Annotated in this window: 16 protein-coding genes and 1 pseudogene; 13 read left to right on the forward strand and 4 right to left on the reverse strand. The window is 71.2% G+C overall.

The features are described from left to right. The 8 genes from ACXKR8_RS06360 to ACXKR8_RS06395 all read left to right on the forward strand — a co-directional run bounded on the left by ACXKR8_RS06360 (position 1) and on the right by ACXKR8_RS06395 (position 8,354). Positions 1–1,020: a quinone oxidoreductase family protein gene (locus tag ACXKR8_RS06360; protein WP_462100361.1), complete on the forward strand. Its 1,020-nt coding sequence runs from the start codon at positions 1–3 to the stop codon at positions 1,018–1,020. Continuing rightward, positions 1,017–2,657 (forward strand): bifunctional 3-(3-hydroxy-phenyl)propionate/3-hydroxycinnamic acid hydroxylase MhpA, encoded by a 1,641-nt coding sequence (mhpA, locus tag ACXKR8_RS06365; protein WP_458271910.1) that lies wholly within the window; start codon positions 1,017–1,019, stop codon positions 2,655–2,657. The genes ACXKR8_RS06360 and mhpA overlap by 4 nt, the downstream gene beginning before the upstream one ends. Next, positions 2,654–3,808: a DUF3500 domain-containing protein gene (locus ACXKR8_RS06370; RefSeq protein ID WP_458271911.1), complete on the forward strand. Its 1,155-nt coding sequence runs from the start codon at positions 2,654–2,656 to the stop codon at positions 3,806–3,808. Before mhpA ends, ACXKR8_RS06370 begins: the two co-directional genes overlap by 4 nt. Then, a complete protein-coding gene (locus tag ACXKR8_RS06375) occupies positions 3,805–4,671 on the forward strand; it encodes a fumarylacetoacetate hydrolase family protein (RefSeq protein WP_458271912.1) in 867 nt (288 codons plus the stop codon). The genes ACXKR8_RS06370 and ACXKR8_RS06375 overlap by 4 nt, the downstream gene beginning before the upstream one ends. A 68-nt stretch (positions 4,672–4,739) precedes the next feature. Further along, positions 4,740–5,279 carry a nuclear transport factor 2 family protein gene (locus ACXKR8_RS06380; RefSeq protein WP_458271913.1) on the forward strand — a complete coding sequence of 180 codons (540 nt, stop codon included), beginning with the start codon at positions 4,740–4,742 and terminating at the stop codon, positions 5,277–5,279. Between the two features lie 481 nt (positions 5,280–5,760). Next, positions 5,761–7,155, forward strand: a complete 1,395-nt coding sequence (locus ACXKR8_RS06385) for a hypothetical protein (protein ID WP_458271914.1) — start codon at positions 5,761–5,763, stop codon at positions 7,153–7,155. Between the two features lie 162 nt (positions 7,156–7,317). Continuing rightward, positions 7,318–7,860, forward strand: a complete 543-nt coding sequence (locus ACXKR8_RS06390) for a universal stress protein (protein ID WP_458271915.1) — start codon at positions 7,318–7,320, stop codon at positions 7,858–7,860. Positions 7,861–7,937: 77 nt separating this feature from the next. Next, on the forward strand, positions 7,938–8,354 hold the full coding sequence (locus ACXKR8_RS06395) for a hypothetical protein (protein WP_458271916.1): 417 nt from the start codon (positions 7,938–7,940) through the stop codon (positions 8,352–8,354). 101 nt (positions 8,355–8,455) lie between these two features. Here ACXKR8_RS06395 and kdpA (ACXKR8_RS06400) read toward each other — a convergent pair whose 3' ends face one another. From kdpA (ACXKR8_RS06400) to ACXKR8_RS06415, 4 genes are read right to left on the reverse strand one after another with little or no spacing between them, the layout of a single operon-like run. Further along, complete coding sequence (gene kdpA / locus ACXKR8_RS06400) at positions 8,456–10,111, reverse strand: potassium-transporting ATPase subunit KdpA (RefSeq protein ID WP_458271917.1); 1,656 nt, start codon at positions 10,109–10,111, stop codon at positions 8,456–8,458. Continuing rightward, entirely contained in the window at positions 10,108–10,992 is an 885-nt protein-coding gene (locus tag ACXKR8_RS06405; RefSeq protein ID WP_458271918.1) for a potassium-transporting ATPase subunit C, read from the reverse strand. Before ACXKR8_RS06405 ends, kdpA (ACXKR8_RS06400) begins: the two co-directional genes overlap by 4 nt. 2 nt (positions 10,993–10,994) lie before the next feature. Further along, positions 10,995–13,163 (reverse strand): potassium-transporting ATPase subunit KdpB, encoded by a 2,169-nt coding sequence (kdpB, locus tag ACXKR8_RS06410; RefSeq protein ID WP_458271919.1) that lies wholly within the window; start codon positions 13,161–13,163, stop codon positions 10,995–10,997. Next, on the reverse strand, positions 13,163–13,252 hold the full coding sequence (locus ACXKR8_RS06415) for a K(+)-transporting ATPase subunit F (RefSeq protein ID WP_458271920.1): 90 nt from the start codon (positions 13,250–13,252) through the stop codon (positions 13,163–13,165). Before ACXKR8_RS06415 ends, kdpB (ACXKR8_RS06410) begins: the two co-directional genes overlap by 1 nt. Positions 13,253–13,599: 347 nt before the next feature. Here ACXKR8_RS06415 and ACXKR8_RS06420 point away from each other — a divergent pair, with 347 nt between their 5' ends. The 5 genes and pseudogenes from ACXKR8_RS06420 (at position 13,600) to kdpB (ACXKR8_RS06440) (ending at position 20,201) form a co-directional block, all read left to right on the forward strand. After that, positions 13,600–13,959, forward strand: a complete 360-nt coding sequence (locus tag ACXKR8_RS06420; protein WP_458271921.1) for an SAV_915 family protein — start codon at positions 13,600–13,602, stop codon at positions 13,957–13,959. Between the two features lie 103 nt (positions 13,960–14,062). Continuing rightward, positions 14,063–15,364 (forward strand): diaminopimelate decarboxylase, encoded by a 1,302-nt coding sequence (lysA, locus tag ACXKR8_RS06425; protein ID WP_462100662.1) that lies wholly within the window; start codon positions 14,063–14,065, stop codon positions 15,362–15,364. A 298-nt stretch (positions 15,365–15,662) separates the two neighbouring features. Continuing rightward, on the forward strand, positions 15,663–15,752 hold the full coding sequence (gene kdpF / locus ACXKR8_RS06430) for a K(+)-transporting ATPase subunit F (protein WP_458271923.1): 90 nt from the start codon (positions 15,663–15,665) through the stop codon (positions 15,750–15,752). Continuing rightward, positions 15,752–17,415, forward strand: a pseudogene (gene kdpA, locus ACXKR8_RS06435) (potassium-transporting ATPase subunit KdpA). Before kdpF ends, kdpA (ACXKR8_RS06435) begins: the two are co-directional and overlap by 1 nt. After that, entirely contained in the window at positions 17,415–20,201 is a 2,787-nt protein-coding gene (kdpB, locus tag ACXKR8_RS06440) for a potassium-transporting ATPase subunit KdpB (protein ID WP_462100362.1), read from the forward strand. The pseudogene kdpA (ACXKR8_RS06435) and the gene kdpB (ACXKR8_RS06440) overlap by 1 nt, the downstream one beginning before the upstream one ends. The last annotated feature ends 50 nt before the right edge of the window (positions 20,202–20,251 follow it).

Below are 20,251 nucleotides of genomic sequence, written 5' to 3' on the forward strand. Positions count from 1 at the left end.
GTGGCAGCCGCGATCGTCGACTCCCCCGGCGCCGAACCGCGGATCGGCACGGTCGTGCTGCCGCCGCGGACGGCCAGCAGCACCCTGATCGCCGTGGCCGCGGCGCCGTTGAATCCGCTGGACCTGGCCATCGCCTCCGGAACGTTCCACTCGGCCCGCCATGAAGCCGCCTATGTCCCGGGCAGCGAGTGCGTGGGCATGGTGCTCGACTCCGACCGCTATCCGTCCGGCTGCTGGGTCTATGCCGAGTGCCACGCCGCACCGGCCACCCCCGGCGCCTTCGCCACGCAGGTGCTCGTCCCCGACGACGACCTGCTGCCGCTGCCCCACGGCCTCGACCCGGTGTCGGCCGCGGCCGTCGGCAACTCCGGCACCGCCGCGTTCATACCCCTGGTGGAGCAGGCCGGCCTGCGCGCCGGGGAGACCGTGCTGATCCTGGGCGCCACCGGCGCGGTCGGACGGCTCGCCGTCCAGGTGGCACGTCGGACCGGAGCGGGCCGGGTGGTCGGCGTGGCCCGCGACCAGGCCGCACTGGAGCGCCTGCTCTCCCTCGGCGCCGACGCCGTGGTCGTACTGCGCGTCGACGAGGGCGCGGACGACCTGGCCACCCGGCTGCTGGCGGCCGCCGGACCGGTGGACGTCGTCCTCGACGGCCTGTACGGAGTGCCACTGGAAGCAGCACTGCGGGTGTGCGCGCCACGGGCGCGGGTGGTCAACATCGGCAACCCGGCCGGGGCGACCGCGCAGGTGCCGGCCGGGCTGCTGCGCGGCAAGCAGCTGACCCTGTCGGGCTTCGCCGGCCTGCACACCCCGCTGAAGGACAAGCGGTCAGCACTGACCTGGCTGTGGGCCGCCCTCTCCCGCGGATCACTCCAGGTCGAGGTCCGCACCTTCCCGCTCGACGAACTCCCGTCGGTCTGGCGTGCGCAGGCGGCCTCCCCGCACGCCAAGTACGTCCTGCTGCCCAACATCGGCCGTCTCCCCCACCCGCCACGACCCGACCGGAGCACGCGACCGTGACCTACCCTCACCCACCGTCCGCGGTCAGGCCGGAGGTCGACTGCGTCATCGTCGGCGGCGGCCCCGTCGGCCTGCTGACCGCCGTCCTCCTCGGCCAGACGGGCCTCCAGGTGGCCGTCGTGGAACGCCAGGCGCAGCGGTATCCGCTGCCGCGGGCGTGCACCATCGACCACGAGGCGCTCCGGATCCTCCAGGCCGCGGGGTTCATGGCCCAACACACGGACCTGTTCGAACCCTCCCAGGGCGAGCGGGGAGGCTACGAATTCCGCAACGGCGAGGGCGAACTGCTGCAGACCATCGACTGGAACCGGCCGGCCGAGTCGGGCTGGGCGAACACCAATGGCTTCCACCAGCCCGACCTGGAGGCGGCCCTTGAGGACTTGGCGGTCGCGACCCCGGGCGTGCGGGTCCATCGCGGTTACAGCTTCCGGTCCCTGACCCAGCATGGTGAGGGGGTCACCGTACAGCTGGTCTCCACCGACCGGCCGGACGAACCCGTTCAGATCCGCTCACGGTGGCTGATCGGCGCCGACGGGGCCAACAGCGCCGTTCGCTCCCACCTCGGCATCGGCGTCGGGGACTCGGGATTCCAGGCCGACTGGCTGGTGGTGGACTACCTGCCGCTGGTCGAGGAGAAGTGGACCGCCTTCGTCACCCAGTACTGCGACCCGGCGCAGCCGGCCACCGCGGTGAACAGCGGCCCGGGACGGCGTCGGTTCGAGTTCATGCGCCGCGCGGACACGACCGTAGAGGCGCTGGGGCGGGACAGCACCGCCTGGCGGCTGATGGAGCCCTGGGGCGTGACCCCGGAGACGGCCAGGCTGGAGCGGCACGCCGTCTACACCTTCCGGGGCCGGTGGGCGGAGACCTGGCGTGAGGGGAACGTCTTCCTCGCCGGGGACGCGGCCCACCTCATGCCGCCCTTCCTCGGGCAGGGCCTCTGCGCGGGCCTGCGGGACGCACGGGCGCTGGCCTGGCGGCTGGGTATGGTGCACGGCCGACTGGCGGCGCCGGCCGTGCTCGACAGCTACGGGCCCGAACGCAGCGGACACGTCCGGGAGATCATCGACGAGGCGGTCGCCGCAGGGCGTGTCATCTGCGAACTCGACGCCGACCGCGCCGCTGCTCGCGACGCCGGGATGAGGAAGCGGTCGCTCGATCCCGAGTCCGCCACCCGTCAGCCGCCGCACCCCCGCCTGGGCGAGCCGTCGCTGACGCTGGCGGGCGGTGCGGGCGCGGCGGGCGGCGGGGGCGAGCCGGGCGGTGCGGGCGCGGAGGGGCGGTTGGCGCCCCAGGGACGGGTCCGGGTCAGCGACCGGACCGGCGACCGGACCGGCCTGTTCGACGATGTGGTCGGCGGCGGCTGGCAACTGGTCAGCCGTGGCGGCGACCCCGCCGGCCTGCTGACCGGCGAGGACCTGTCCTGGTTCCGCAGGATCGGAGGCACCGTGGCCGACGTGTCGGCGGCGGGGCCGGTCCAGGATCTCGACGGCGCCTACGCGCGCTGGTTCGGCGGGCACCGCTGCGAGGCCTTCCTCGCCCGCCCCGACTTCTATGTGTTCGCGGCCGGGGAGCACACCGACATCCCGCGCTTCGTCGCGCGCCTTCGCCAAGCGATCGCAGGAGGAACGTCATGACAGCGCTTCCGCACCACCACCCGGGCGGTGAGCTTCCCCGGGCGCACCGGCCGCGGCCCGGCGGTTCGTTCGACGCGACGGCGGTCACCTTCGCGGCGATGGGACTGTTCGACAGCCTCTCGGCCGACCAGCGCGCACGGCTGCTGCTGCCCGCGGACGACCCCGGCCGGACCCACTGGAACTTCCTGCCCGAGTCCGGCCGTCACGGCCTGGCCCTCGGCGAGCTGAACCGCCATCAGGAGGTGCTGGCGCACCGGCTGATCGCCGAGTCGATGTCGCTCCCCGCCTACGCGGGCGTGGTCCAGGTGATGGCCAACGAGCACCTGCTGCGCGAACTCAACCTGCCGGTGTTCGGCCACATCGCGGCGACCTTCCGCGACGCACGCGGCTACTTCCTCACCTTCTTCGGCCAGCCGCAGCCGGACACCAGCTGGGGCTGGCGGCTGGTCGGCCACCACCTGTCGCTCAACGTCACCGTCGTCGACGGCGACCTGGTCAACGCCACCCCGTTCCTGCTCGGCGCCGAGCCCGCCCGCTTCGGCCCCTTCCGGATCCTCGGCGAGGAGGAGGACACCGCCTTCACCCTGCTGGACAGCCTCACCGGCCCCCAGCGGCAGCGGGCGGTCATCCACTCCCGGCCGCCGGCCGACTTCGTCACCCGCACCGTCGCGTCCGTCGGCGAGGTCGAGTACCCCGACTACCACGGGGTCGGCCGCCGCGACGCGATGATCACCGACGAGGACCGCAGAGCCCTGGCCTACTTCCGCGACCACCCCCGCGGCATCCGGGCCGGCGACCTCTCTGCCGTCCAACGCGGGCACTTCGACGAACTGCTCGCCCGCTTCGTCGGGCGCGCCCGGCCCGGTCTGGTCGGCTTCGAGATGGACCGCATCGCGGCCGCCGGCGGCGTCGGCGAACTCCACTTCGCCTGGGCCGGCGGGACGTCGATCGAGCAGCCGCACTACTTCCGGATCCAGGGCCCGACCACCCTGGTCGAGTTCGACAACGCCGAGGACGACGCCAACCACGTGCACAGCGTCTGGCGCGACCCCGGCAACGACTTCGGCGCCGACCTGCTGATGCAGCACCACCTCGACCACGACCACAGCGGCACACCGGCGGACGACTCCGCCCGAAAGGGAGACACATGAAGATCGTGGGCGTCAGGCGACCCCGAGGCGACTCCGGCGTGGAGGTCGCCGCCCTGGCCGAGGACGATGTCACCGTCACTGTCATCGCCTCGCTCGCGGACTTCTGGGCCGATCCGGCAGCTCACCTGTCCCGGCCCGCCACCGGCCCGTCCCTCCCCGTCGCGTCCATCGAGCTGGTGCCCCCGGTGCTGCCCGACGCGCAGGTCTTCTGCATCGGGCTCAACTACCTCGAACACGCGGCGGAAGGCAGTTTCCGGGACCAGCCGCTGCCCGCGTATCCCTCCCTGTTCGGCCGCTGGCCCCGGTCCCTGAGCGTGGACGGGGCGACGGTGACCGTGCCGGCCGGCGAGGACGGCCTGGACTGGGAGGGCGAGGTCGTCGCCTGGATCGGCGCTCCGCTCGTCGAGGCCTCTCCCGAGGAGGCCCTGGCGGCGGTGATCGGCTACTCGGCGTTCAACGACCTGACAGCGCGCCGGGCCCAGAAGCTGACCTCGCAGTGGACCCTGGGCAAGAACGCGACCGGGTCGGGGGCACTGGGCCCGATGGTCCCCGCCACCGAGGTGGGCGACCTGAAGCAGGGCCTGCGGCTGCGAACCCGCGTCAACGGCGAGACCGTGCAGAGCGCCCGCACCGACCAGATGATCCACACAGTCGGGGAGACGCTCTCGCTGATCTCGCACACCCTGACCCTGCACCCCGGCGACCTCCTGGCAACCGGCACACCGGCAGGCGTCGGCTACAGCCGCACGCCCCCGCGGCTGCTCGTGCCCGGGGACGAGGTCGAGGTCGAGGTCGACCTGCTGGGCACCGTGCGCAACCTCGTCGTGGGCCGCGACCGGCCCGGCCGGCCCAGCCGGAACTGAACGTCCCAACGAGATTTCCCAATGAACCGCACAACCCCTGGACCACCACCAGTACCAAGGAGCACAGCATGACCGAGCAGCATGACAAGGCCGAGATCATCGAGATCCTGAACCTCTACGCCCTCGCCCTGGACGCCCACCAGTGGGACCTGTTCGACCGCGTCTTCGCGGAGGACGTGGTCGCGGAATTCGGACCGGCCGGCGCGGCCTGGCGGGGCCTGGCGGACTTCAAGCGCTCCTTCGCCGAGTTCCACGCAACCCTGGACGGCCACCAGCACACGATGACGAGCCACCTGGTGCACGTCGACGGCGACAAGGCGAACGCGTTCAGCTACGGCAACTGGGTACTGCTGCGCCACGCCGCCGAGGGCGGGCCGATCTGGGAGGGGACCGGCTGGTACGACGACGAGCTCGTCCGCACCGAGGACGGCTGGCGCATCCAGCGACGCGTCTGTCGGCTGATGTCCTGGAGCGGCAACCCCCTGGTCCCCGAGCCGAACGCCGAGCACAACCCCGACATGCAGCTGAACGTGCTGCGCACGCACAGCGACGCGGGCCGGATCGAGTTCCTGAAGGCCATCGGCGCGAACGCGGTCGCTCGACCGTAGCGTCCCAGTGCTCAGGGGAATGGTGTCACTGACGGGCCGTTGGGTGACTCCCGCCTGCGACAGGAGAGCGTCAAGATCCGCGGGTTGGGCGTCAGGGGCGCGTCAGGGCTGCTGGCGGGTGGGCGACGGCCTCGGCAGAGTGTCGGGCGGAGGTCGTTGAGACCTCTGGGGAGGTGCGGTGCGGGTCGGGCGGGGTTGCCGCCCGACCTGGCACATTCGCATGCCCGTCGGCATGGCACCGCTTCCTTCGTGCGGTCGGTTCGTGGGGGGCCGTGCGCGGGCCGGTCCGTTTCGGACCGGTTCATGGAGGGGGCGGTCAGGGAAGATGGCGACGGTCAGCGAACGCGATCCCGCAGTGGAGGCGGCTTTTGCGGACCCCGGCGAGGGGACGCAGGAGCCGCCGACACGGGGTGGGCAGCAGCGCGGGGAACTCGGGCAAGGGAGGAGTGCCCCGCGCCTGCCCCTCCGTCGCCTGCGGCTGGTGGGTGCGAGGAATGTGCCGTCGCGGCTGCGCTGGATCACCGCGGCCTGCCTTGGCCTGGCCCTCGCTCTGGCAGCCGTGGTACTGGTCGCTGCCACCGGTGTGCAGGGAACCTGGTCCGTCGTCAGTGCGCGGCAGGCGCCGCAGGTGCTGGATGCCACCGGCCTCTACCAGGCGCTGACCGACCTGGACGCGCAGAGCGCCAACATTCTGATGTTCGGTGACGATCCACAGCTCGCGGCGCAACGCAGGACCGCGCTGGCCCAGTACGCCCAGGACCGCACCAGCGCGGACCGGGACCTGCAACGGGCCGGCGTGGACGCGGCGGGCAGCCCACAGGCGCAGCAGGCGCTGGTTGGCGTGCTCGACGGCATGGGCCGCTACCAGGACCTGGCCGCGCGCGCGATGGAGCTCAACGACCGCGCCCGGGTGGGCGCCGGGCACCCGGACCCGACGGCGCTGGGGTTGTACCGGCAGGCCACCGATCTGATGCGGACCACGCTGCTGCCGGCCGCCGACCGGCTGGTGCAGACCAACAATGCCGCCTTCACCAGCAGTTACGACCGGCAGCGCGCTGATCTGGCGGATGTCGAGGGGTGGACGCCGGCGCTCGGCGGCCTCCTGCTGCTGGCTCTGCTGGGACTGCAACTGTGGCTGGCCCGGCATTTTCGGCGAATCATCAACCCACCGCTGGCTGCGGCCACCCTGCTCACCGCGGTCTTCCTCGGTCTGGCAGGCACCCTGCTGGCGGGCCAGGGTGCGCAGTTGCGGGTGGCCAGGCACGACGCCTTCGATTCGGTGGTGGCGCTGACCCGGGCCCGCGCGGTGGTCTACGACGCCAACGCCGACGAGAGCCGCTACCTGCTGGACCACGACCGTGCCCCGCAGTACCAGGATGCCTTCCAGGCCGCCTCGCAGCGGATCGTCGGACTCCCCGGTGCGGACATCGGCGACTACGACGCCGCCCTCGGCTCCGCCGTCACCGCCTACCAGGGGAACCAGGCCGACGTCGGCTTCGGCGGCTTCTACGGCACCGAGTTCCGCAACATCACGTTCCCCGGTGAACGCGCCGCCGCAGAAAAGGCACTGACGACCTACCAGGCCTATCAGCTCGACGACCGGAAGATCCGCGCCCTGGTCGCCGAGGGACGGCTGCGCGACGCCATCGCGTACTGCACCAGTCTCGCGCCCAGCGGCTCCAACGCCGACTTCGCAGCCCAGGACGCCGCGCTGCGGCAGGTCACCGCGATCAACTCCGCCGCCTTCGCGGCCGCGGTCGCCCACGGTCGCGGTGAGCTGTCCACCCGTATCCCGCTGCTGGCGGGGGACGCGGCGCTGGTGCTGCTGCTCTGTCTGCTGGGGGTCCGGCCCAGGTTGGCCGAGTTCCGGCGCTGAGCCGGCCATCGGGAGCAGGGGTCAGGAGCGGGGGTCAGGATGACGTCAAGGATGTCGGCCGCGGCGTAGATCCTGCGTCAAGGAGGGCGTTCCCGGCTCCGGGCCGGGGATGTCATGGAGACGCAGTCACCTGTGAGTGAGTTCGGAAGGAAGCGAATCGCCATGATCGAAGGCAGTCGGGTCGTCGTCGGGGTCGACGGGTCCCTCAGCAGTCTTGCTGCCGTGCGCCGTGCGGCGGTGGAGGCCCGTCGGCGGGACGCGGTGCTGGTTCCGCTGGCCGCGTGGATGGCCTGCGACGGGGACAGCCTGCGCCCGCTGTCGGAGCTGGAGTACGCCGCCCGGGTGCGGCTGGACAGCGTGGTCGAGCTGGCCTTCGACGGCCTCCCGCAGGGCCTGCGGATCCAGCCGCGGGTGGTGCGTGCCGAGGCGGGACGGGCGCTGGTGGCCGCGGCCGACCGCTCGTCCGACCTGCTGGTGGTGGGCAGCCGCCGCCACCGCGGTCAGCAGGGGGTCCTGCACGGCTCGGTGGCCAGGTACTGCTGGGCACGGGGCGCCTGCGAGGTGCTCATCGTGCCGTCGTCCGGAGAGCTGTGGCCTCCGGTCCCGGTGGCGGCGGAATCCGACACGGCGGTGCTGTCCTCGGCCGACGTGGTCCGGATCGGTGCCTCGGCGCGCTGCCATGCCGGTGCCGGCTACCTGAACTGACCCCCGGCCGGGTCGCGCGGCACCCGCCGACGGCCCAGACTTGTGCCGGAGCCGGGACGAGGTCGAAGGGGGAGCCAATGGGTCCGTCCGCCGTGGTGGTCACCGGGGTCTTCCTGGGCGTGGGCGGGTTCCTCGCCTATCTGGTCGGGGTCGGCGCGCTCGCCGAGACCCGCCGGTTGCACGGGGCCGGGGTGACGGTCTGGGCGCTGGTGAAACAGCGCCCTTCCGCGCGTGCCGACGCCGGCGGTGCGACCGGGCCGCTGTTGCAGTTCTCGACCGAGGACGGCGTGGTCGTGGAGGTGTTCGCCCCGGTGCCCTCCAACCGCTCCCACCCGATGGCGGACGGGGAGCGGTTGCGGGTGGTCTACGATCCCGCCGACCCGCGGACGGTCCTGGTGCTCGGCCGTGAGCGTCGCGGCCTCGACCGTGCCTTCGTCGTCCTGGGGGCCGGCCTGGTGCTCGCGGCGCTGGTCCTGCTGATCAGTGCCGCCTGAAAGCGATCAGTGCCGCCCGAAAGCCGGAGCGGGTTCTGCCGCCGTCCTCCCCGACGGCGGCAGACCCCGCTCCCTTCCCTCCCCCGCGGTCGCGGGACCGGTCAGTGCATCCCGTCCGCCAGCGGGCCGAGCGAGAGCGCGGGCAGGAAGTTGAGCAGGGCCAGCACCAGCGCCGCCCCGCTCGCCAGGACCAGGAAGTTCACCCCGTACGGGCGCAGCGTCCCCACGGTGACCGCCCCGGGCCGCTGGGCGGCCAGCCGTCCGGCCAGGGCCAGCACGAAGGCCATCGGCAGGTAGCGGCCGAGCAGCATGGCCGCGGTCATGGTCAGGTTGTAGAACGGCGTGTTGCCGCTCAAGCCGCTCATGGAACTGCCGTTGCTCTGCACATTGCTGGTGAAGGCGTAGATGATCTCGGTCAGGCCGTGCGCGCCGGGGTTGCCCATCCCGGCCCGGCCCTGCGGCAGGGCCGCGGCCAGTGCGCTGAAGACCAGGATCAGGGTGGGCGCGACGAGGGCGTAGCAGACCACGTACCGCATCTCGGCGAAGCCGATCCGCTTGCGCAGGTACTCGGGGGTGCGGCCGACCATCAGGCCGCCGACGAAGACCGCGAGCAGGACCGCGATCAGCAGTCCGTACAGGCCGCTGCCGGTGCCGCCGGGGCTGACCTCGCCGAGCATCATCGCGGCCAGCAGCACTCCGCCGCCGATGCTGGAGAAGCTGTCGTAGGAGGCGGCGCCCGCGCCGTCGGCGGAGCCGGTGGCGGAGACCCCGAACAGGGTGCTGCCGTTGACGCCGATCCTGGTCTCGGTGCCCTCGTACTGGCCGCCGACGGCGGTGGCGACGGTGCCGGTGTGGGCCGACTGGGCCAGGACGCCGGCGGTGAGCAGCAGGCCGAAGAGGATGCCCACCACGGTGAGCAGGGTCCAGCTCTGCTTGAGGCTGCCGACCATGCGGCCGAAGGTGCGGAGGAAGGCGGTGGGCACCAGCAGCATCAACAGGATCTCCAGCGCGTTGCTCCAGGCCGAGGGGTTCTCGAACGGGTGCGCGCTGCTGGCGTTGAAGAAGCCGCCGCCGTCGCCGGAGAGCAGTTTGATCGGCTCCCAGGAGCCGACCGGGCCGCCGATCAGGGTCTGGCTGCCGCCGGTGAGAGTGGTCACCGGGTGGGCGCCGTGCAGGTTCTGCTCCACGCCCAGGGCGATCAGCACGATGCCGAAGACGACCGCGAGCGGCAGCAGCACCCGCAGCACGCAGCGGAACAGGTCGACCCAGAAGTTGCCCAGGTCGCTGGTGCTGCGCCGGACCAGGCCGCGGATCAGGGCCAGCCCGACGCACATGCCGACGGCGGCCGAGGCGAAGGCCTGGACGCCGAGCCCGGCCATCACCGCGAGGTGCCCGGTGGCGGCCTCTCCGGCGTAGTTCTGCCAGCTGGTGTTGGTGGTGAAGCTGACGGCGGTGTCCAGGGCGAGCTGCCAGGGCATCCCGCGGTGGCCCAGCGACCAGGGCAGCCACTGCTGACAGGTGAACAGGCCGAACAGGGCCAACACGCTCACCACCGAGAAGGCGAGCAGGGAGACGAAGTAGTGCTTCCAGTCCTGCTCGCGGTCCGGGTCGATGCCGCAGACCCGGTAGAGCAGGCGTTCCCCCCGCGCGTGCGCGCCGCCGTCCAGCACCCGGGCCATGTAGTCGCCCAGCGGTACGTGTACGGCGACCAGCACGCTCAGGATCAGCAGGGCTTGCAGCCATCCGGCCACGGTCATGCCTCCTTGGCGGGGTAGCTGCGGTCCAGCGCGAGGTTCAGGGTCAGCACATTGACGCCGGGTTCACCCAGGACGCCGAGCGCACGCGGGGTGGTGCTGTCGCGGACCAGACGCAGCACGTCGGCCACGGTGACGCCCCGGGCCTGGGCCACCCGCGGGGCCTGGACTGCCGCGTAGGCGGGGCTGATCTGCGGGTCGAGGCCGCTGGCGCTCGCGGTGACCGCGTCCGCGGGCACCGCCGGGTGGGCCGGGGCATCGCCGCGGACCGGCAGCACCGAGGCGGCGCTGTAGTCCGCCCCCGGAGTCGCACACCGGACCGCCACGCCCTGATAGCTGCTCAGGAACGGTACGGCGGGGCAGGCCTGGTCCAGGCTGACCACCCGGGTGACCCGGCCGTCGGTGCGGAACACGCCGAGGACGGCACCGACGCCGTCGGCGGTGCAGTACGGCCGTGAGCCGTCCAGGTGCTCCAGCTGTCCCACCGCGAGGCTGCGGGTGCAGACCTGGGTGAGCAGGCTGGGTCTGCCCGAGGCCGGGTCGCCGGGGGCGGGGAGCCTGTCGACGGTGTTCTCAGGGCCCAGGTTGCTCGCGCCGCTGGCGGTGGGGTCGTAGCCGGCCCCCGCCGCGGACGGGCGGGACTGGAAGTACCGCAGCAGCGGACTGCCCTTGGCGTCGGTGAAGGACTGGCCGATCAGGCCGCTGCCGACGGCCCGGCCGCCGCTGGTGCGGACGACTGAGCCCTGCGCCTGGTGGTCGAGGCCTGGCAGCAGGGCGACGGCGGTCAGGGCGAGCGGGTAGAGCAGGCCCACCAGGACGGTGAGCACCAGCACGACCCGGACGGCCGCCAGGTGTTGGGCGGCCCAGTGCGGAATACGACGCATCATCAGATCCCCGGGATGAACTGGACGAGGGCGACGTCGACGAACTTGATCGCCAGGAACGGGGCGAGCACGCCGCCCAGGCCGTAGACCCACAGGTTGCGGGTCAGCAGGGCGGTGGCGCTGCTGGGCCGGTAGCGCACACCGCGCAACGCCAGCGGGATCAGCGCGACGATGACGACCGCGTTGAAGATGACGGCCGACAGGATCGCCGACAGCGGCGAGTGCAACCGCATGATGTTCAGCGCGCCCAGTGCCGGGTAGACCCCGGCGAACATGGCGGGCAGGATCGCGAAGTACTTGGCGAGGTCGTTGGTGATGCTGAACGCCGTCAACGCGCCCCGGGTGATCAGCAGTTGCTTGCCGATCTCGACGATCTCAATGATCTTCGTGGGGTCGGAGTCCAGGTCCACCATGTTCCCGGCCTCCTTGGCGGCCGAGGTCCCGGTGTTCATGGCCACGCCCACGTCGGCCTGGGCCAGCGCCGGGGCGTCGTTGGTGCCGTCGCCGGTCATCGCGACCAGCTTGCCGCCGGCCTGCTCCCGCTTGATCAGGGCGAGTTTGTCCTCAGGAGTGGCCTCGGCGAGGAAGTCGTCGACACCGGCCTCGGCGGCGATGGCGGCGGCGGTCGCCGGGTTGTCGCCGGTGATCATCACGGTGCGGATGCCCATGGCGCGCAGTTGTTGGAAGCGCTCGCTCAGGCCGGGTTTGACGATGTCCTTGAGGTGGATCACGCCCAGGATCCGGGCCGTTCCGTTCGCGGACTCGGCCACGGCCAGCGGGGTGCCGCCGGAGATGGAGACCCGTTCGACCAGGACGTCCAGCCCGGCCGGGACGATCCCGCCCTGCTCGCGTACCCAGTCGGCCACCGCGGTGGCGGCGCCCTTGCGAAGGCTGCGTGCCCCGGGGCCGGCCAGGTCGACGCCCGACATCCGGGTGGTCGCCGAGAAGGGCACCCACGCGCCGTCGCTGTACGGGGCAGTTGCGAGGCCGTAGTGCTCGCGGGCCAGAAGGACCACCGAGCGGCCCTCAGGGGTCTCGTCAGCCAGGCTGGACAGCAGGGCGGCCGAGGCCAGGTCATGTTCCCGCACATGGGAGACCGGCAGGAAGGCGACGGCCTGGCGGTCGCCGAAGGTGATGGTGCCGGTCTTGTCGAGCAGCAGGGTGTGCACATCGCCCGCCGCCTCCACCGCACGCCCGGACATGGCCAGCACATTGCGCTGCACCATCCGGTCCATCCCGGCGATGCCGATCGCGGACAGCAGCGCACCGATGGTGGTCGGGATCAGGCACACCAACAGCGAGACCAGCACGATGCCGGTGACGCCGTTGCCGTTGATCGCCCCGGTGTCGGGCATGGAGGCCATCACCTGCTTGGAGAAGATCGCCATCGGCTGCAGGGTGACCGTCGCCATCAGGAACACGAACGTCAGCGCGACCAGCAGCAGGTTCAACGCCAGCTCATTGGGGGTCTTCTGCCGTTTCGCCCCCTCCACCAGCGAAATCATCCGGTCCAGGAAGCTCGCCCCCGGTTCCTGCGTGATCCGCACGACGATGCGGTCGGAGAGCACCCGGGTGCCTCCGGTCACCGCGCAGCGGTCGCCGCCGGACTCGCGGATCACCGGCGCGGACTCGCCCGTGATCGCCGACTCGTCGACGCTGGCCACGCCCTGGACCACGTCACCGTCACCGGAGACCAGCTCCCCGGCCTCCACCACCACGACGTCCCCGCGCCGCAGTTCGGCGGCGGAGACCTCCTGCTCATCGTGCAGGACGGCCGGCGAGCCCTGCTCCCAGTCGACCAGCCGCCGGGCGGTGCTCTGGGCGCGGGTGCGGCGCAGCGAGTCTGCCTGGGCCCGGCCCCGGCTCTCGGCCACCGCCTCGGCCAGGTTGGCGAACACCACCGTCAGCCACAGCCACACCGTGATCAGCAAGCCGAACACGGTGGGGGTGACCAGGACCAGGCCGGTGGTGAGCGCGGCGCCGGCCTCGGTGACGAACATGACCGGATTGCGCACCAGCGTCACCGGGTTGAGCTTGCGCAGTGCCTGCGGCAACGCCCGCCACAACGCTCTCGGATCCAAGGCGCCCGCGCCGACCCGGTAGGAGCGGCCGTCGGTATCAGGTGGCTGAGTGCGTGGACGACGCGCCCGCACCGATGTCTGAGAGGTCATCAGAACTTCCCCGGGTAGCGGACGGCCAGGACCAGGTAGCCGACCAGGGCGGCTGCGACCAGCAGTCCCACCAGGCTGTCGACATTCACGCGAAGCACCTCTCATCTGTCGGAGCGGCGGCGACCTGCCACCGCCCGGACACATGAAAGCGCTGGTCCAGGACCTGTCCGGGGTTCCTGACGCGGTTCCAACGCCGAACCGCCCAATCTTGCCGTGCCCTTGACAGCGGGTGATCGACGACGGTCGGGAGGGGCTCTCGGCCGACGTCGCCCGGATGGCGGGCAGCTGCGTCAAGGCGGCATCAGGGTTCGCCTCCCGACGATCAATGAGGCGTCAGGGGGAGGCCGCCGCCGGGAGCTGCGGGCATAGCTTCGGCCACAGCGGCCCGACCACCTGCACCACCCACCACGGGCCGGTACGAGAGGACCTGAGGGACGTGTCCGAGGACCACACTCACCAACCGCTCTTCACTCCGGTGTGCGACAACGCCTGCGGCTTCACGCTGCGGCTGTTCCGCAACCGGGACGGCTCGCGCTGCACCGTCGCCTTCACCACCCCCGAGCGGCTGACCGCCCTCCTCGGGACCGGGCAGCGCTGGGTCGAACTGGCCGAGCCCGCACTGCGGGAGCTGGTGCGTCCGCTGGGTGTGCAGCACCTGGTCGTCGACCCCAACCTGATCGCTCCGTCGGTCGCGCCGCACCCGCAACCCGCTCCGCAGCCGCTCGCCCGCCCAGCCGTGACCCTCGTCGGGTCGACGGGCGCCAGAGCCGTCCCTCCGTACCAGTGCACGCCGTGACAGACAGGGAGAATCCCATGCTCACCGACCACCCCAGGACCGTTCACCCGGCCCCCCTGGACTCCGGACCCGTGGACCCCGGACCGGACGAAACCGCCCAGGACTGGACTCCGCTGGGCGCCCCTGGCCCGCCGCCGCTCGCCGGCAGGGCGATGACGTCCTGGTCGGCGGGGTCGGCCTGGCCCAGCTGGCGGCCCGCTTCGCCACCCCGCTGTACGTCCTGGACGAGACCGAGGTCCGCGAGCGCTGCCGCGCCTACCGCCGGGCCATGCCGGAGGCGGACGTGCACTATGCCGCGAAGGCGTTCCTGTGCGGGGCGGTGGCCGAGTGGGTCGAGCAGGAGGGTCTGGGCCTGGACGTCTGCTCCGGTGGCGAGCTCGAGCTCGCGGTCACCTGCGGCTTCCCGCCCGAGCGGATCATCCTGCACGGCAATGCCAAGAGCCCCGAGGAGCTCACAGCGGCTGTCCGGCTGGGGGTGGGCCGCATCGTGGTCGACTCCTTCCCCGAGATCGCCCGGCTGGCCGTCCTGGCCTCCGCCGACCGCCCGCAGAACGTCATGGTCCGGGTGGTCCCCGGGATCGCCGCCGGACACCACGCCTCGGTGCGTACGGGCGTGGAGGAGCAGAAGTTCGGCTTCTCGCTCGACTCGGGGGACGCCGCCGACGCCGTGGCCCGGATCCTGAACCAGCCGCATCTGCGCCTGGTCGGGCTGCACTGCCACCTCGGCTCGCAGATCCCCGACATCGCACCGTACCTGGCCGCGGTCGACCGGCTGGTGCCGGTGCTGGCCGCCATCCGCGACCGGCACGGGATCACCCTGCCCGAACTGGACCTGGGCGGCGGCCACGCCGTTCCCTACCGGGCCGGCGAACCGGCCTTGAACGTGCAGGAGTTCGGGGCCGTGGTGACCGCCACCGTGGCCCGGCAGTGCGCGCGGTTCCGGCTGCCGGTGCCGCGGCTGACGATCGAGCCCGGTCGCGCGATCATCGGCCCCGCCGGTGTCGCGGTCTACCGGGTGCTGACGGTCAAGCACACCCCCAGCGGCCTCACCTTCGTGGCGGTGGACGGCGGGATGAGCGACAACCCCCGTCCGGCGCTCTACGGCTCCCGCTACACCGCCACCCTGGTCGGCCGTGCCTCCGAGGCTCCCCTGGCCGAAGCCCGGGTGGTGGGCCGGCACTGCGAGGCCGGCGACGTCCTGGTGCCCTCGGTCGGTCTGCCCGCCGACATCCGCCCGGGCGATCTGCTGGCCGTACCCGCAGCCGGGGCCTACCACCTGTCCATGGCCTCCAGCTACAACCTGGTGGGCCGCCCGCCCCTGATCGCGGTCCGCGACGGGGCAGCCAGGATGCTGATGCGGCGCGAGACCCTGGAGGACTTCCGCCGCCGGGACATCGGCCGCTGACACCCGTGGTGGGGCACGGTCACCCAGGTGCTGGCCGTGTCCCGCAGGCCGACGGCATCAAGACCGTGTCAAGGTTCCTGCACAGGCCGCAAGAGAGGCGTTAACAAACCCCTACACCCGGCTGACGTGCGGTTCTCTTGCGTTGCCGGCATTCGCGGTGCCGCCCGGGAGTCCTTCCCGGGCGGTTGTGAACCATTCGACCTCTGGGGTGCAACCTCATGCTCGACGTGCTCTTTGTCGGGGTGACGATCCTTGTGTTCGCCGTCCTCGCCCTGATCGTCAAGGGAGTGGAGAAGCTGTGACCGCCGACAACATCGTGGGCCTGATCGTCTCGATCGCCCTCGTCGGATACCTGATCGTGGCTCTGATCCTCCCGGAGAAGTTCTAGTGAACGCTACTCTTGCGGGTTTTCTGCAGGCCCTGGCGCTGGTCGGGGCGCTGGCGTTGTCCTATCGGCCGCTGGGTGACTACATCGCGTACACCCTGACCACGCGCAGGCACCTGCGGGTGGAGCGCGGCATCTTCAAGGTGATCGGGGTGGACGGTGACGCCGAGCAGACCTGGGCGTCCTATCTGCGCAGTGTGCTGGCGTTCTCCTTCGTGTCGGTGCTGTTCCTCTACGGGTTCCAGCGGTTGCAGGAGCACCTGTGGCTGTCGCTGGGCTTTTCCGCGGTTACTCCGGCGATGGCGTGGAACACCGCTGTCTCGTTCGTGACCAACACCAACTGGCAGTCGTACTCGGGTGAGTCGACCATGGGCCACCTGGTGCAGATGGGCGGGCTGGCGGTGCAGAACTTCCTGTCCGCCGCGGTGGGCATCGCCGTGGTGGCGGCGCTGATCCGCGGCTTCACCCGCAACAAGACCGACCACCTCGGCAACTTCTGGGTCGACCTGACCCGGATCGTGCTGCGGGTGCTGCTGCCGATCTCGGTCGTGTTCGCGCTGGTGCTGGTGGCCGGCGGCGTGGTGCAGAACCTGCACGCCGCGCACCTGTACACCACGCTGTCCGGTGGTTCGCAGTCGATCCCGGGCGGGCAGGTGGCCTCGCAGGAGGTCATCAAGCAGTTGGGGACCAACGGCGGCGGCTTCTACAACGCCAACTCCGCGCACCCGTTCGAGAACCCCAACCCGTTCACCAACCTGCTGGCGATCTACCTGCTGCTGGTGGTCTCCTTCGCGCTGTGCCGCACGTTCGGCAAGATGGTCGGCAACCACCGCCAGGGCTACACCATCTTGTCGGTGATGGGCCTGTACTGGGCTGCCTCGGCGGCGCTGATCACCTTCTTCGAGCACCAGCACTCCGGTGTCGCGGCGCACATCGCGGGCGCGGCGATGGAGGGCAAGGAGGTCCGCTTCGGGATCCCCGGCTCCTCGCTGTTCGCGGCCTCGACGACGTTGACGTCGACCGGTGCGGTGAACTCCATGCACGACTCGTTCACCCCGCTGGGCGGCGGCATGGCGATCCTGAACATGATGTTCGGCGAGATCGCGCCGGGCGGGACCGGTTCGGGCCTGTACGGGATCCTGGTGCTGGCGATCGTGACGGTCTTCGTGGCCGGTCTGATGGTCGGCCGCACCCCGGAGTACCTGGGCAAGAAGCTGGGCGCCCGGGAGATGAAGTTCGCCTCGCTCTACATCCTGGCCACCCCGGCGATCGTGCTCTGCGGCACCGGCCTGGCGATGGCGCTCAAGGCCGGCACGGCGGCGGGATGAACAACTCCGGGCCGCACGGCTTCTCCGAGGTGCTGTACGCCTTCACCTCGGCGGCCAACAACAACGGCTCCGCGTTCGGCGGGATCACCGTCACCTCGCCGCACTGGCAGACCGCCCTGGGGCTGGCGATGCTGTTCGGCCGGTTCCTGCCGATGGTGTTCGTGCTGGCCCTGGCCGGCTCGCTGGCCAAGCAGCAGCCGATCCCCGAGAGCGCAGGGACCCTGAAGACCACGAGCCCGCTGTTCGTCGGCATGCTCTCCGGCGTGATCCTCATCGTCGTCGGACTCACCTACTTCCCGGCCCTGGCACTGGGACCGCTCGCGGAAGGCCTCCACTGATGTCCACCCCCGCCCTCAAGACCCCGGTCCTGGAACCGGACCCGCAGCAGACATCAGCACAGGTCGAACACCGGCTCTCGGCCGGACTGCTGGACCCCAGGCAACTGCTCACCTCCTTCCCCGACGCGGTCAGGAAGCTCGACCCGCGGGTCATGGTCAAGAGCCCGGTCATGTTCGTGGTCGAGATCGGCTCGCTGCTGACCACGGTCTCGGCGATCGAGAAGCCCAGCGTCTTCGCCTGGGTGATCACCGTCTGGCTCTGGCTGACCGTGGTCTTCGCCAACCTGGCCGAAGCCGTCGCCGAGGGCCGCGGCAAGGCCCAGGCCGACACCCTGCGCCGCACCAAGACCGACACCGTGGCCCGCAAGGTCCAGGGCCACTGGATCCCCGGCGCCGCCGGAGTCGCCGAAGCAGAGGTCGCGGCAGCCGACCTGCAGCTGGGCGACTTCGTGATCGTCGAGGCCGGGCAGACCATCCCGGGCGACGGCGACGTGGTCGAAGGCGTCGCCTCGGTGGACGAGTCCGCGATCACCGGCGAGTCCGCACCGGTGATCCGCGAGTCCGGCGGCGACCGCTCCGCGGTGACCGGCGGCACCAAGGTGCTGTCGGACCGCATCGTCGTGAAGATCACCTCCGAGCCCGGCAAGACCTTCATCGACCGGATGATCGCCCTGGTCGAGGGCGCCTCCCGGCAGAAGACGCCGAACGAGATCGCCCTGAACATCCTGCTGGCGTCGCTGACGATCGTGTTCCTGCTGGCCGTGGTCACCCTGCAGCCGATGGCCAAGTACGCCGGCGCCGAGCAGAGCATCGTGGTCCTGGTCGCGCTGCTGGTCGCGCTGATCCCGACCACCATCGGGGCGCTGCTGTCCGCGATCGGCATCGCCGGGATGGACCGGCTGGTGCAGCGCAACGTGCTGGCCATGTCCGGGCGCGCGGTCGAGGCGGCCGGCGACGTCTCCACCCTGCTGCTGGACAAGACCGGCACGATCACCTTCGGCAACCGCCAGGCCGCCGAGTTCCTGCCCGTCGACCAGGTGACGGACCGTCAACTCGCGGACGCCGCACAGCTCTCCTCCCTGGCCGACGAAACACCCGAGGGCCGCTCCATCGTCGTGCTGGCCAAGGAGGGGTACGGGCTGCGCGAGCGCGCACAGGGTGAACTGGGCCATGCGACCTGGATCGAGTTCACCGCCCAGACCCGGATGTCGGGCGTGGACCTGGACGAGGCCTCCGGGGTGCACCGCATCCGCAAGGGCGCGGCCGGGTCGGTGGCGGCCTGGGTGCGGGACAACGGCGGCAGCACCGGCACCGAGTTGGATGTCGCCGTCGAGCGGATCTCCCACCGCGGCGGGACCCCGCTGGTGGTCGCCGAGCAGCGTGGCAGCAACCCGGCCCGGGCGCTGGGCGTGATCTACCTCAAGGACGTGGTCAAGCCCGGGATCAAGCAGCGCTTCGAGGACCTGCGGGCGATGGGCATCCGCACCGTCATGATCACCGGGGACAACCCGCTGACGGCCGCCGCCATCGCCGAGGAGGCCGGCGTCGACGACTTCCTCGCCGAGGCCACCCCCGAGGACAAGATGGCCCTGATCAAGCAGGAGCAGGCCGGCGGCAAACTGGTCGCGATGACCGGCGACGGCACCAACGACGCCCCCGCCCTGGCCCAGGCCGACGTCGGGGTCGCCATGAACACCGGGACCTCGGCCGCCAAGGAGGCCGGGAACATGGTGGACCTGGACTCCAACCCCACCAAACTGATCGAGATCGTCGAGATCGGCAAGCAACTGCTGATCACCCGCGGCGCACTGACGACCTTCTCGATCGCCAACGACGTCGCCAAGTACTTCGCGATCATCCCGGCCATGTTCGCCGCGGTGTATCCGGGGCTGGACCAGCTCAATGTGATGGGCCTGCACAGCCCCAAGTCCGCGATCACCTCGGCGATCATCTTCAACGCGCTGATCATCATCGGCCTGATCCCGCTGGCCCTGCGCGGCGTGCGCTACAAGCCCTCCTCGGCCCAGTCGCTGCTACGTCGCAACCTGGGGATCTACGGGGTCGGCGGGCTGATCCTGCCCTTCGTCGGGATCAAGGTCATCGACCTGATCATCCAGTTTCATCCCCGGTCTGCACTGAGAGAGCGTGACGACACCATGGCCAAACCCCTTCCCACCCCGGTGCGCAACCACCTCACCGGCCTACGGATCCTGCTGCTGTTCACCCTGATCTGCGGACTCGCCTACCCCCTGGCGATCACCGGAGTCTCCCAGGTCGCCTTCAGCAAGCAGGCCAACGGCTCACTCGTGAAGGACGCCAGCGGCAAGACCGTCGGCTCCAGCCTGCTGGGCCAGAACTTCACCGTCACCAGCAAGGACGGCAAGACGGTCAGCCCCGACCCCAAGCTGTTCCAGTCCCGCCCCTCGGCGGCCGGTGCGGACGGCTACGACCCGACCGCCTCGGCCGGCAGCAACAAGGGCACCAACGACCCCGACCTGGCCACCACCTACACCCAACTGAAGGCCGCCGTGGCGAAGTTCAACGGGGTCAGCCAGAGCCAGGTCCCCCCGGACGCCATCACCAAGTCCGGCTCGGGCCTGGACCCCGACATCAGCCCGGCCTACGCCGCGATCCAGGTCAACCGCGTCGCCCAAGCCCGCGGCCTGACCAACAGCCAAGTCCAGGCCCTGGTCGCCAAATACACCCAGAGCCGCACCCTCGGCTTCCTCGGCGAACCCAGAGTCGACGTCCTGCAACTCAACATCGCCCTCACCAAGCTCGGCTGAACTCGGCCGTGCTGACGAGCGGTCCGGCCGCACGGGGATGCCTTCCCCGT

The sequence above is a fragment of the Streptacidiphilus sp. PAMC 29251 genome (assembly GCF_054208735.2).

What these genes read in the sequence shown, in the direction of transcription:
- ACXKR8_RS06380 (WP_458271913.1), top strand. Translation starts at nt 4,740, where the DNA reads ATGACCGAGCAGCATGACAAGGCCGAGATCATCGAGATCCTGAACCTC.
- ACXKR8_RS06405 (WP_458271918.1), bottom strand. Translation starts at nt 10,992, where the DNA reads ATGCGTCGTATTCCGCACTGGGCCGCCCAACACCTGGCGGCCGTCCGG.
- kdpB (WP_458271919.1), bottom strand. Translation starts at nt 13,163, where the DNA reads ATGACCTCTCAGACATCGGTGCGGGCGCGTCGTCCACGCACTCAGCCA.
- kdpA (WP_458271917.1), bottom strand. Translation starts at nt 10,111, where the DNA reads ATGACCGTGGCCGGATGGCTGCAAGCCCTGCTGATCCTGAGCGTGCTG.
- ACXKR8_RS06375 (WP_458271912.1), top strand. Translation starts at nt 3,805, where the DNA reads ATGAAGATCGTGGGCGTCAGGCGACCCCGAGGCGACTCCGGCGTGGAG.
- ACXKR8_RS06370 (WP_458271911.1), top strand. Translation starts at nt 2,654, where the DNA reads ATGACAGCGCTTCCGCACCACCACCCGGGCGGTGAGCTTCCCCGGGCG.
- kdpB (WP_462100362.1), top strand. Translation starts at nt 17,415, where the DNA reads ATGTCCACCCCCGCCCTCAAGACCCCGGTCCTGGAACCGGACCCGCAG.
- ACXKR8_RS06390 (WP_458271915.1), top strand. Translation starts at nt 7,318, where the DNA reads ATGATCGAAGGCAGTCGGGTCGTCGTCGGGGTCGACGGGTCCCTCAGC.
- ACXKR8_RS06395 (WP_458271916.1), top strand. Translation starts at nt 7,938, where the DNA reads ATGGGTCCGTCCGCCGTGGTGGTCACCGGGGTCTTCCTGGGCGTGGGC.